This window comes from Candidatus Leptofilum sp., assembly GCF_965223285.1.
In the GTDB taxonomy this organism is placed as follows: Bacteria; Chloroflexota; Anaerolineae; order Promineifilales; family Promineifilaceae; genus Leptofilum.
Map to the genome: position 1 here is coordinate 522,389 of NZ_OZ244997.1, position 12,011 is coordinate 534,399.

At 51.5% G+C, this 12,011-nt stretch carries 15 protein-coding genes; 9 read left to right on the plus strand and 6 right to left on the minus strand.

The features are described 5' to 3' along the window. Positions 1-4 precede the first annotated feature (4 nt). The 6 genes from ACOQPU_RS02875 to rpmG all read left to right on the plus strand — a co-directional run bounded on the left by ACOQPU_RS02875 (position 5) and on the right by rpmG (position 3,580). Entirely contained in the window at positions 5-697 is a 693-nt protein-coding gene (locus ACOQPU_RS02875) for a hypothetical protein (protein WP_420643624.1), read from the plus strand. 94 nt (positions 698-791) lie between these two features. Beyond that, positions 792-1,817, plus strand: coding sequence for an anthranilate phosphoribosyltransferase (gene trpD / locus ACOQPU_RS02880; protein WP_420643625.1), 1,026 nt, complete (start codon positions 792-794; stop codon positions 1,815-1,817). Positions 1,818-1,880: 63 nt separating this feature from the next. Then, positions 1,881-2,711 (plus strand): indole-3-glycerol phosphate synthase TrpC, encoded by an 831-nt coding sequence (trpC, locus tag ACOQPU_RS02885; protein WP_420643626.1) that lies wholly within the window; start codon positions 1,881-1,883, stop codon positions 2,709-2,711. Between the two features lie 66 nt (positions 2,712-2,777). After that, on the plus strand, positions 2,778-2,948 hold the full coding sequence (locus ACOQPU_RS02890) for a hypothetical protein (protein ID WP_420643627.1): 171 nt from the start codon (positions 2,778-2,780) through the stop codon (positions 2,946-2,948). Positions 2,949-3,118: 170 nt separating this feature from the next. Next, entirely contained in the window at positions 3,119-3,403 is a 285-nt protein-coding gene (gene rpmB / locus ACOQPU_RS02895) for a 50S ribosomal protein L28 (RefSeq protein WP_420643628.1), read from the plus strand. Between the two features lie 12 nt (positions 3,404-3,415). Beyond that, positions 3,416-3,580: a 50S ribosomal protein L33 gene (rpmG, locus tag ACOQPU_RS02900; protein WP_420643629.1), complete on the plus strand. Its 165-nt coding sequence runs from the start codon at positions 3,416-3,418 to the stop codon at positions 3,578-3,580. Between the two features lie 386 nt (positions 3,581-3,966). Here the strand turns inward: rpmG and ACOQPU_RS02905 are convergent, their stop codons facing one another. The 5 genes from ACOQPU_RS02905 to mtnA form a co-directional block, all read right to left on the minus strand. Continuing rightward, the gene (locus tag ACOQPU_RS02905; RefSeq protein WP_420643630.1) at positions 3,967-4,887 is read right to left on the minus strand and encodes an NAD-dependent epimerase/dehydratase family protein; all 921 of its coding nucleotides are present in this window, start codon (positions 4,885-4,887) and stop codon (positions 3,967-3,969) included. Positions 4,888-4,926: 39 nt separating this feature from the next. Beyond that, complete coding sequence (locus ACOQPU_RS02910) at positions 4,927-5,310, minus strand: hypothetical protein (RefSeq protein ID WP_420643631.1); 384 nt, start codon at positions 5,308-5,310, stop codon at positions 4,927-4,929. An 87-nt stretch (positions 5,311-5,397) separates the two neighbouring features. Beyond that, on the minus strand, positions 5,398-6,378 hold the full coding sequence (locus ACOQPU_RS02915) for a GDP-mannose 4,6-dehydratase (RefSeq protein ID WP_420643632.1): 981 nt from the start codon (positions 6,376-6,378) through the stop codon (positions 5,398-5,400). A gap of 88 nt (positions 6,379-6,466) precedes the next feature. Next, a complete protein-coding gene (locus ACOQPU_RS02920) occupies positions 6,467-7,267 on the minus strand; it encodes a sugar phosphate nucleotidyltransferase (RefSeq protein ID WP_420643633.1) in 801 nt (266 codons plus the stop codon). A 48-nt stretch (positions 7,268-7,315) separates the two neighbouring features. Beyond that, positions 7,316-8,386, minus strand: coding sequence for an S-methyl-5-thioribose-1-phosphate isomerase (gene mtnA, locus ACOQPU_RS02925; RefSeq protein ID WP_420643634.1), 1,071 nt, complete (start codon positions 8,384-8,386; stop codon positions 7,316-7,318). Between the two features lie 130 nt (positions 8,387-8,516). Here mtnA and ACOQPU_RS02930 point away from each other — a divergent pair, with 130 nt between their 5' ends. After that, the gene (locus ACOQPU_RS02930; protein WP_420643635.1) at positions 8,517-8,975 is read left to right on the plus strand and encodes a hypothetical protein; all 459 of its coding nucleotides are present in this window, start codon (positions 8,517-8,519) and stop codon (positions 8,973-8,975) included. Between the two features lie 36 nt (positions 8,976-9,011). Next, positions 9,012-9,863: a putative RNA methyltransferase gene (locus ACOQPU_RS02935; protein ID WP_420643636.1), complete on the plus strand. Its 852-nt coding sequence runs from the start codon at positions 9,012-9,014 to the stop codon at positions 9,861-9,863. 27 nt (positions 9,864-9,890) lie between these two features. Here the strand turns inward: ACOQPU_RS02935 and ACOQPU_RS02940 are convergent, their stop codons facing one another. Continuing rightward, positions 9,891-10,136, minus strand: coding sequence for a hypothetical protein (locus ACOQPU_RS02940; RefSeq protein ID WP_420643637.1), 246 nt, complete (start codon positions 10,134-10,136; stop codon positions 9,891-9,893). Positions 10,137-10,418: 282 nt separating this feature from the next. On the opposite strand from ACOQPU_RS02940, the gene ACOQPU_RS02945 reads away from it, so the two are divergent. Further along, positions 10,419-11,753, plus strand: coding sequence for a hypothetical protein (locus ACOQPU_RS02945; protein WP_420643638.1), 1,335 nt, complete (start codon positions 10,419-10,421; stop codon positions 11,751-11,753). Positions 11,754-12,011: the final 258 nt, after the last annotated feature.

The window sequence follows — 12,011 nt, forward strand, 5'->3', positions numbered from 1 at the left end:
TATAATGAAACATTTGTATTGGTTAACGCTACTTTTGATCTTGATGCTGGCCGCGTGTGGTGGCGAAACGGCCGAACCCATTGCTGACGGCAGCGAAGCAACAATCTCTGAAGATGTGGAAACGGCGGTAGGTACCGAAACGATCACAAATTCTGCCGCGGGGTTTTCTATTTCTCTGCCCGATAATTGGGCAACGGTAGAGCCATCTGCCGCAGCTTTTGCCCAAATTGGCGATACGGTGGGGCAGGCAGATGCGTTGGCTTACCTGACCGATGAATACGTTCAGGCGTTGCTGGCCAGCGGACTAGAGCTATACGCGCTCAACGAAGATGCTGCTTCGCTGAACAGTGCCGTGCCGGTCTCCATTCAAATTATCCGGCGGGATGCCCCGGTTAGCCTGACCCTGGCCGAATTGGTGAATGAAACGGCCGTACAGCTAGAAGCAATCCTCGATCTCACCTCAAATCTACAGCAAGCCTCCATGACGATCGATGGCAACGAGGCTGTTCAGCTTCGCTACACCATGCAGTCGCAAACGGCCGCAGGTGGCAGCGCAGATGTCCACAATACGCAATATTATCTCAGCAACAACGGCAATCTCTACATTATCACTATCGAAATGGCGCGAGAATTGGCGGATGATTATCTGGCTGGGGCAGAAACGGCCGTAGAAACCTTCCAACTCACCAGCGAATAATTTCGTGTGTACCTAACCCTCCCGCAGGTTTCAAAAATGATCGCTTTCGTCGTTAGGCAAACCTGCGGGAGGGTTGTATTCGAGGAGAAAGAGGATGGAGATTAGAGAAGCGATTGGGGCGGTGATTAACGGCCGTAACCTCACCCTACCACAAGCCGAAACCGTTATGGACAGCATCATGAGCGGCGGTGCAACCGATGCCCAAATTGGCAGCTACCTCACTGCTCTGCGCATGAAGGGTGAAACCGTTGCCGAAATCGCTGGCAGTGCCAAATCGATGCGCCGCCACGTCGTCTCCGTCAACATTCCCCATCTGGCCAGCGGCGAAATGGTCGTAGACACCTGTGGCACGGGCGGCGACGGCAAGCACACCTTCAACATCTCCACAACGGCCGCTTTTGTGGTGGCCGGGCATGGCGTGAAGGTGGCCAAACACGGCAACCGCGCTGCCAGCAGCAAATCTGGCTCTGCCGATGTGCTCATGGCACTGGGCGGCAATCTCGACCTCAACGCCGAGCAGGTGGCCGATTGCATCGATGAAGTTGGGATTGGCTTTTTGTACGCTGTGAAGCACCATCCCGCCATGCGCTTTGCCATTGGGCCACGCCGCGAAATTGGGCAGCGTACCATCTTCAACGTGCTGGGGCCGCTTACCAATCCGGCGGGGGCCACCCACCAGCTCATTGGCGTCTACGACCCGGCACTGACCGAGCCGTTAGCCCAGGTGCTGGGTGAGTTAGGCAGCAAAGCAGCCTTCGTAGTACACGGCGCAGACGGCCTGGATGAACTCTCTACCACTGGTGTGAATCGACTCAGCCATTGGCACAACGGTCGCGTAACCACCCGCGACTTCGACCCGCTGGAGCTAGACCTTCTCCGCGCCACGATTGATGATTTTGCGGGCGGTACGCCGGAAGATAATGCCCAAATCACCCACGATATCCTCAGCGGCAAGGACAAAGGGCCACGGCGCGACATCGTGCTGCTCAACGCCGCCGCCGCGCTTAGCGTCGAGTGCAACGACTGGCCCGCTGGCCTAGCCGAAGCCCGCGAATCCATTGACAGCGGTGCGGCGTTGGATGTACTTAATCGCTGGATCGAAAAGACGAATGACTTCTAGGAGATTAGAGATTAGAGATTGGAGATTTTTTGGAATCTCCAATCTCTAATCCCCTGAAATATTATGAGCGTCACCAAATTAGCCCAGCGTCGTGGCACTATTCTCGACGAAATTATGACCTTTCATCGGGAAAATTTGCCCAAAATTATGCGCGAGGTGCCGTTGGCCGACCTTCGTGCCCTGGCCAGCGTCGCGCCGCCTATGCTAGATTTTTATGCTGCGCTGAAAAAGCCGGGCGTCTCGCTCATTGCCGAATGCAAGAAGGCATCTCCCAGCAAGGGGCTGATGGTGCCACATTACAATGCTGCCAAACTGGCTAAAACGTATGCCCGAGCTGGAGCTAGTGCCATTTCTGTACTTACAGACGGCCGTCACTTTCAAGGCTCATTGGCCGATTTACGCGACGTAAAAGAAACAACCTCCAATCTCAAATCGCCAATCCCTGTTCTCCGCAAAGATTTCATCTTCCACCCCTACCAGGTGTACGAGGCGCGTGTTGCCGGGGCGGATGCCCTGCTATTGATAGCGGCCGTTCTCAGCGACACCGATCTCAAAGAACTGCTGGCCCTGACTCATCGCCTCGGCATGAATGCGCTCATCGAGGTTCATACCCAGGATGAACTGGCGCGGGTGCTGCCGCTACAGCCACGCATCGTGGGGATTAACAACCGCAATTTGCAAACATTTGAGGTGGATTTTGACAACACGGCGCGGCTGCGGCAGCAAATCCCGGCAGAAGTGGTGGCCGTGGGTGAGAGTGGGTTAAAAACGGCCGAAGATGTGCAAAAAATGGCCCAAATAGGTGTAGATGCCATCCTGGTTGGAGAAACGCTGGTGAAGAGCAAGAAAGTGTCTAAGAAAGTAGCAGAGTTTGTAAAGGCGGGACGGCCGTAACCTTAAAATTCATAGATTAAAGATCGAGAATTGTGCCTTCTCTTTCTTCAACAACAGGAGTAACTTATGAGCAATTTGGATCACGTTTGCTTTAACTGCCAACGTAGTGAAAGAGAAATACCAATGATTGCTTGGCAATATCAGGGTCAAGCGTTGTGGGTATGCAGTGAATGTACGCCACTGATTATTCATAAATGGCGACAGGTGGCAGCAAAAATGCTGCCGCCAAAAGAATAGTCAAGATTTTGACGCTGACAGACCCGCCACCATCATTGACAAATTCACAAAATTAGGTATTCTATTAGCCGCTCTCAAGAAAGTGTGATTAATATTTTGAATCAAATCAAGAATCCGGTAAAATTCGGGTTCTTGTTTTTTTGCCTGTAGTCTGGTGTATCAGGCTAGCTGTGGCACAAACAGCAGAATTTTTGGAAATTAGAGGAACAATTATGGCTCGCAAATGTAAACTCACTGGCAAAGGCCCACTTTCCGGCAACAATGTCTCCTTTTCGCAGAAGAAAACAAAACGCCGCTTCTTACCCAACATCCAGACCAAGCGGATTTATGTCGCGGAATTGGATCGTCATGTTCGTATCAAAATGTCTGTTCGGGCAATGCGTACTGTGGACAAAATTGGCTTGATGCCGTATCTCAAGAAGCAAGGCCTGACGTTGAAAGACGTCACCTCTTAAGGAGCAAATCTTATGGCAAAGAAAAAAGGTGTACGTGGCGTCATTAAACTGCGCAGCACAGAAAGCCATCATATGTATTACACGCAGAAAAATCGACGCAATGATCCCAATCGTCTGGAGCTGAAGAAGTACGATCCGACGCTGCGTCGGCACGTACTGTACCGCGAAACCCGCTAAAGTAAGGCAAACAAGCCTGAAGAATTAGCTCAGGCCTGCACATCTAAAAACGTAAGCCTCCCATCTAAGTCTAGTGGGAGGCTTTTTGCGTTGTATGATGAATGAGTATGATGGGCAGGTGGCCGAATGAGCAGCAAATGTACCAGCCGCATCCTACTTAAATGCATGCAGCAATAGATCGACTGGCCAGCTTCTTGTTGAAGGCTGCCGCGCTCGCAACGGTGTGTTTACGTACTTTTAAAAATACGGTAGGGTGTTGGCTCCCCGCCGAGAGCAAGCTCATTTTGCTGTCTCTCGATTCGACCACCTTGCTGATAGTTTAGGTACTTTATTTCACAAATTCAATGGGCAAAGGGGGGCAGTCCTGTGGTCACGGTAAGCGGAATTCAGCTGTCAGTAATCAGTCTGCTAAACTTGTTTATGGTTTGTTTGAGGCCGTTTTGGAGGGGCGTGTTGGCTTGCCAGTTGATTTGCTGTTTGGTTTTGGCGGCGTTGGCAATTTGGGTGGTTTCTTCACCTGGTCTGTTGGGGAGGGTGCCGATTAACGGCCGTCCCGCACCCCCAACTATCTCATAAATCTGCTGCACAACCTCAGCCACGCTTGCAGCCACCCCGCTGCCAAATTCTACTGTTTCCGCAGGAGCTAGCTTTGCTGGCAACATCGTCCACAAACCAGCCACCAGATCATCGATGTAAAGCCAATCCCGCCGCTGTGTGCCGCTGGTCATGGGGAAATCTTGCCCGGACTGCGCGGCAGCAGTGGCCGCGGGGATGAGGTTGCGTGGGTTTTGGCCGGGGCCGTATGCCTGGAAGATCATCGCGCCATGAATGGGCCATTGGTGGGTACGGCCGTACATCTCACAAAAGTTCCAGGCGGCGGCTTTGCTGGCGGCGTACATATTCATGCTGGTGCGCTCGCCAGGGGTGCGGGCGATGATGAGCTGCTGTATGCCTTGCCGCTTCTCAAAACAGGCGCGGATGAGGTTGAGCGTGCCGTTGAGGTTGTGGCGCAGGGCGGTATCTAATCCCAAAAATGGATCCGTAACGCCAGCAGCGGCAAGATGAATGACGTGGCTGGGTTGAGCCTCGGCAACGGCGCGGCTGGTGAGCCGGAAGTTGCGCAAATCGGCGTAGACGACGTGGAGGTGCTGGCGGATGGCTTGGAGGGATGGGGGAAACGGCCGTAAATCGACATGGCTGTACACTTCCCGCACCAAAATGGAGACTTCAACCTCTGGCTGCTGTACCAAAAAAGGAACCAGCGCCCGCCCCACAAAACCCGTGGCCCCCGTTACAAGAACTTTCACAACTGTGAGATAAAAAGGAAGTTGTCCATAGATTAAAGTCTATTTACTCTTCCTGAACATCCGACCACTGGTGATTCTTTCCCAAAAAGATTTGTATCGCTTTTCACCCGGAGATTCCACCCAATCCCCTTCAGGGGATCGCGTCCATTTTTTATCAACGCCCTTGAGAGTAATTTCAGTTCCGGCACTATGATCGACAAATTCGAGCATATTTTCTGCAAACCACAAAGATTCATCGCGTTCTTCAAAAAATACATTAATGGCATAATCGCTGTTTTGATGGCCAATTATGTCGATACCAGTAACGGATGGTGTAGTCTCTCCGTAGACCTGACCAATGAGACCTGCAACTCCTGCTGCTTGCGTTTCAACTGTGTCACGTACACGAACATTATCACCGAAGCTGATTGACATATTTTTCATTATGTTACCTGAAAAGAAAAACAGATAATTCTTATAAATCTGCGTAATCTTTGATGAAAATATAGGGTCAAGGCGCAGTGAGTGACCCTACGAGAGATTCAAAAATTCGCGGTACCAGGCCATTGTTTCGGCGAGGCCGCTTTCTAGGGTGTACTGCGGTTCCCAGCCCAGCATTTTGCCTGCTTTGTCGGAGTTGAGGTATTGGTCCTGAATTTCGTTTTCGACTTCATCCAGAATGATTGGCTCCAGTTCGGGATGGTCGGAGACGCGAATGATGGTTTGCACCACGTCCAGGGCCGTTTCCGGGTGACCCATGCCAAAGTTGAAGGCTTCGCCGCGTAATTCCGGCTTGCCGATTTGCTCGGCAGCCATCAGGTAGCCGCGCACGGCATCCTTCACGTACACATAATCGCGCTTAAACGTGCCGTCTGACCGAATAATCGGCCGTTCCCCCAGCAAAACGCTGCGGATGGTGCCGGGCAGAATGCGGTTCCAGTTGAGATCGCCGCCACCGTACAGGTTGGCACAGCGGGTGACGATGACGGGCAGGCCGTAGCTGTGGGCGTAGCTCTGCGAAATCAAATCGGCGCAGCTTTTGGAGACGTCATAGGGATGGCGGCCTTGCAGTGGGGCGGCTTCGTGGTAAGGGAGTTCTGGCTGGTCGCCGTAGGCTTTGTCGCTGCTGGCGATGACGACGCCGCTGACGGTAGGATTGCGCCGGGCGGCTTCTAGCAGCAGGTAGGTGCCGCGAATGTTGGTCTCGAAGGTGGAGAGGGGGGCGCGGTTGGCAATGGTGACGATGGTTTGTGCTGCAAGATGAAAAACGATCTCGACTTCGTACTCAGCTAGGGTGCGCTCTAGCAAATCATAATTGCACAAATCGCCGCGCACAACGGTGATTTTGTCCATCATGCCAGCGCGTACCAGATGGGACTGCGGCACAAAATCCCGAATTAGCCCAATTACGTCTGCGCCCATGCCAATGAGTGCATCGGTGAGCCAGGAGCCAAGCAGCCCGGTGCAGCCGGTGATGAAGACGCGTTTTCCTTGCCAATTGTTGCTGTTCAAAGTTTTTCTCCAAAAGGGAGATTGGTAATTGGAGATTAGAGATTGATTGTTGTCTCAATCTCCAGTCTCCAATCTCCAATCTCAAAAGTTACCAGACCTGCCACGGCCGTTTCTCTTGCCACGCTTCTTTTAAGGTCAGGGCATCCTTGAGCGTTTTCATGGATTGCCAGTAGCCGGTGTGTTGGTAGAGCATGAGCTGCTGCTGCTGGGCCAGTTGTGGCAAGATGTCCCGCTCCAAATCTAAATCTTCCCGGTTTTCGTTGCAGATGCGGTTGAGTACGGCCATTTCAAATAGCATAAATCCGCCATTGACCCAGTAGGGCAGGACGGGCTTCTCAACAAACTCGGTGATCTGCCCCGATTCATCTGCTTCCACTCGACCATATTGAGAGCGAAACTGGATGCCTGTGATGGTGGCCAGCTTGCCGTGCTGATCGTGAAATTGTACCAGCTTGCTTAAATTGATATTGGCCACCGCTTCACCATAGGCGACGAAGAAACGGCCGTCACCTAAATAATCCGCCACCTTTGCCAGCCGTGCCGCCCGCTCCGTGTCCAGACCAGTGTCTACTAGCGTCACTTCCCAAGGGGGATGCTCGTATTCGCCGCCGAGAGTGACGGTTGGCTGACCGTTGCCGCTGGCGGGATCAGCCAATTGGATGGTGACATCACGGGTCATCGCTTCATATTCTAAGAAGTAACGCCGCACCTGATCGGCCTGATGCCCCAGTGCCAAAATGAACCGATTGTGACCATAGGCCGAAAAAATGCGCATGACGTGCCACAGCAACGGCCGTCCGCCGATGTCAATCAGTTCTTTCTTGGTGAGCGTGTTGCCCATGCGCGTGCCCTGTCCGCCGCACATGATGACGACTGGGATCTGAGACATAGCAATTGGAGATTGGAGATTGGAGATTAAGACTTTGACAGCCAATCTCTAATCGCCAATCTCTAATCTCCCTTTTTCTTCTGCTTCCACCGCTGCCCGCAAGTTCTTCACAAAGGGTGGATAGACAATGCCCGCCTCGGTGACGATGCCGGTGACGTAGCGGTGGGGGGTGACGTCGAAGGCGGGGTTGCGGGCGGTGATGCCTGCCGGGGCAATTGATTTGCCAAAAACTTCCAGCACTTCCTCGTCGCTGCGCTCTTCGATGGGAATGAGATCGCCGTGTGCTAGCTCCAAATCCACCGTGCTGGTAGGCACGACGGGGTAAAACGGCACGCCATTTTCTTTAGCCACCACTGCCAGCTTGTAAGTGCCGATTTTGTTGGCGACGTCTCCGTTTGCGGCCGTTCGGTCTGAGCCAACCAGCACAATATCCACCTGCCCGGTACGCATGAAGTGCCCGGCGGCGTTGTCGGCGATGAGGTCGAAGGAAATGCCGCGCTGGTGCAGTTCCCAGGCGGTGAGGCGTGCGCCTTGCAGCCGAGGGCGGGTCTCGTCTACTAAAACATGAATCTTTTTGCCCTGTTCGTGGGCGGCAAAGACGACGCCGAGCGCGGTGCCCCAATCCACGGTGGCCAGTGCCCCAGTGTTGCAATGGTGCAAAATGGTGTCGCCGTCGCTAATCAGTTCTGCGCCGTTGTAGCCCATACGTTTGTTAAGTTCCACATCTTCGTCGGCCAGCTTTTGGGCTTCGGCCAGAATCGCGTCGCGGACGTCATCGATGCTTTCCAGCTCCTCGTTGGCCGCCACGCGCAACATGCGGCGCACGCCCCAGGCCAGGTTTACGGCCGTTGGTCGGGCAGCATTGAGGGTGGAAGCGGCCGTTTCCAAATCACGCAGCAAAGCCAGTCGATCTTTGGCGGTAGATTGTCGCGCCGCCAAGGCCATGCCAAACGCAGCCGCTGCGCCGATGGCAGGCGCGCCTCGCACGTACATTTCGTTGATAGATCGTGCAACTTCCCGGTAATCTGTAAACTCGGCAACGATAAATTCCCAGGGCAATTGCCGCTGGTCAATCATCTTGGTGCTGTCGCTGTCGTAATCCCAAAAAACGGTTCTCATTTTTTGCCTCATTCATTCTGCTTTTTTCGGGCGAGATCATAACACAGCCAAGAACCCCCTGCCAGCAAACATGAGTGTGTTAGAATACGGCCGTTCTTAAAAGATATGCCAGCAATTGGAGATGGTCGAAATGGGTCAAGATTTTAACTCTCGTGATGTTTTTAATTTAGGGTTTGAAGCATCAGTAAGAGCCAATTTGCTTTTCTTTGCAATTCTCGTTGCTTGCCAGTTCATTATGAATCGAAACATTTATGATTATGGCGAGTTTGAAATTTCAATCGCAGTTGTTTTTTTAGGGATTATATTTGTATTTGGCTTCATAGGGGCGTTTCCACCAGCTTTGTTTGGTAGCGGAATTTTGTTATTCATTGCGAAAAGAAGAGCTTCTTCTACTCAAACTTCGGCTAGAACAAGCAAAATTATGGGGATTGCTCTGGGGGGAATAATCGGCCTGTTTTGGCTTAAATTACTTGGTTCACTTTCGGCTTACACAGCATTCGCTGAAGAGCCAATTTGTGGTTTACTGAATGGTACTATCAGTGGTGCCATTATAGGATTATGGCTAAGTCGGAAGATGATTCTTCCGTGAAGGATTTTGTAACATTGTTGTAAATTGGAGTTTTCTGTGGGATTTGAAGATGAACCTCTCATTTACCGTTGCCCTGTGTGCCAAGATGGGTTGGGCGTGAACGGCCGTTCCCTAAAATGCGCCAACAATCACAGCTTCGACATTGCCAAAGAGGGATACGTAAATTTGCTGCTGGCGAACCAAAAACGGTCATTGCAACCGGGGGATAATCAAACTATGGTGCGCCATCGGCGGCAATTTTTTGACACTGGTTTGTATGAACCTCTGTCTGACAAAATAAATGAAATGGTGGGGGAGTTTGCCAACCAGTTTGCGCCAAATAAGCGACTGGATATGTTGGATTCTGGTTGTGGGGAGGGGTATTTTTTGCATCGATTGGGGGCGTTTTTGGCGGGTGGGGAACGGCCGCATTCCCTGCATGGCATCGACATATCTAAATTTGCCGTCAAAGCAGCCGCCAAGCGAGACATATCGGTGAATTGGGCGGTGGCCAGTAGCTATGATTTGCCAATTTTGCCGGACTCTGTGGATGTTGTTTCGAACGTGATGGCTCCCTTTGATCCGGCGGAATTTGGGCGAGTGTTAAGGGGAAACGGCCGTGTTTTACTTGTCACCCCTGGCCCAGAGCATCTTTTCAGCCTGCGGCAGCACATTTACCCAAATCCAGAAAAGCATCCGTTGGCCAGCAAGGAATTAATGGGCTTCATTTACCAGGACAGCCAGCGAGTGCAGTTTGTGCGCCATTTGCAAAATGAGCAAATTCAAAGTTTGTTTGTGATGACTCCTTACGCCTGGAATGCACCAAAAGCAACCCGCGAAAAAATCATGGTGCTGCCGGAATTAAGCATCACAGTTGATTTTGTACTGACTTTGTTTCAGAAAGAATAGTTGCGCTGTGTTGGAATACGGCCGTTCCTATCCCTCACCCTTATACCGCCGCAGGTGGTAGGCCAGAGAAACGCCCCTCAAAATTGTCAAAAAAGAAACGACCAGCAATACATAAACAAAAAAGGCCCAGAATTGCTGCCGATAAAACAAGTTCCCTTGGTCTGGTGCTGTCAAAAAATATTCCAGGTAATACAACAGCACCGCGCCTAAAACAATCCCGCCTAAACCACCTAAAATATAGGGTCTTGGCTTTTTAATTTGTGTGTTATTCATCGTTTGCTCTCCCTTCAAACAAATCTCGGAAAAAGTTTATCATTGTGCGTTTCCGGATAATCAGTGGCAACATAACAAAAAGAGTAACAATTTCGGCCATGTGACATATGTGACAAAAAGCACATTCACAAATGACGCTCGTCACCTCCAAAATCGAAAAAAATTTTTAAGATGAAATTGTTCCTAGCAAACATCGTAAGCCAATCCAGACCAACCTTTTTTAGCGTTTCACAAGCCTGATTTTGATCATTCAGGCCATTTACAATAATCCAGGAGGCATCCATGGAAACGTTTCGGGGTATTAACATTTTCGGCTTGTTCGGCCGTTTTTTAGTTGTCTGCATCATTTTTGCAATGGCTTGTAGCGATGCGGCACCAAACGGAGATGTTCCGATTAGCAGCCCAGAAGTAGTTGAGGAAGAGGCGTTGCCAGCAACTGCGCCTGATACCGAACCAACTGTCGCTGTGGCTATTTCAGCAAACAGCAAGTTGCCAGAGGCCAATGCCTTGCTAATTTGTGAAGATGAATTAGGTGGTCAGCTATGGCGATATAACGGCACTGATCAAACCTGGCATAACGAAGAGGTACAGCTTTTAAGAGAGCCAGACTTTACTGCCCAAGGTCTAGTGCCTGTTGGCGATGCTCTGTTCATTTATGGCATTCTGCAAGATGAAGAAGCCGCACCACGCTTTCAGGTGTATTCTTGGCCAGATATGGTTGACCAGCCAATTTTAGACGCGGAATCTATTTACCAAGTTCTTATAACGCCAGAGCGAACGCCTGCATTGACGCATCTTTATGCTGTTCAGGCTGAAACGCCGGGAACCAGCTACCAGCTTTCCATTGAGCAATGCCAAACGGGCAGTTGTGAATTTGAAGCCGTCGTAGAGATGGATTTCTTGTCTCCTGACCGTTCTCAGGCGGTTTTGTGGGATACGGCAACCTGGGAATTGCAGTTGGAAAATAGTGCGGCAGGTGGCAGCACGCTGCTGGGCACAGGTTGGGACCCGTTTTGGCTTGGTGAGAACAGAATTGGTTTTCTGAGTGTGGCGGGGTCAAATTCAGATTTATCTGCCACCCAGCCGGAATTGGTGCTGTGGCAAGAAAATGCGGAGGTTGAATTGCTGCTCACAACGGCGCAGGCGAAGCAATATCTGGTAGAACAAGGGGCGGTAGATGAGGCCACCGAAATCATTCTGTTTAAGGCTGGCGGCACGCCAATGCATCCCAATTTGGTTTTGGTAACGGCCGTTGATCCCACCCAACCTGGAACCACCTTTCTGCTGGAAATGAATGTTGAGACGGGCGGCTTGCGCTATATTCCCGAGCTGACAGGCATGTCGCTGGCAGAGCTTGACCTGACGGCAGATGGCGAGTTTCTGGTGGTGCGAGGAGATAATAGCTTGCAGCTTTATGCCCTGGCAACCGGGGAAATTGTTGAGTATGCTCAGATGCCAGATGCACATGGTTACTCGTATTTGGCGGATGGTGGTTGGCTGCTGCTGCCTGCGGGTTCTACCACTTATTTTGCCCAGCCCAACGAAGGCTTTGTGGAAGAAGTGAATTTAGCGGGACAATATTGCACGCTGGGTACCTGGCTTGAGCCAGCTCCATAATTGAGATTTTTGGAACATTTGGATTATTGAAGGGGCAAGACACGCCTTGCCCCTTCTTTTTGGTTTCATGGTAATCGCGGGAACGACCTCGCCAGGGCCTAAAGCCCCCGGCTACAAAAATGGAAGGCCCGTTGGGCCTGGGATTTTAGCCCCTTTGGGGCTTTCATTTTGTCGTCAGGCCGTTTACGGCCTGACGGATTTGGCGGCGCATTGCTTTCACGCGATTGTTTTGCCTTTTTTGCTTGTTTGGCTTGTCCC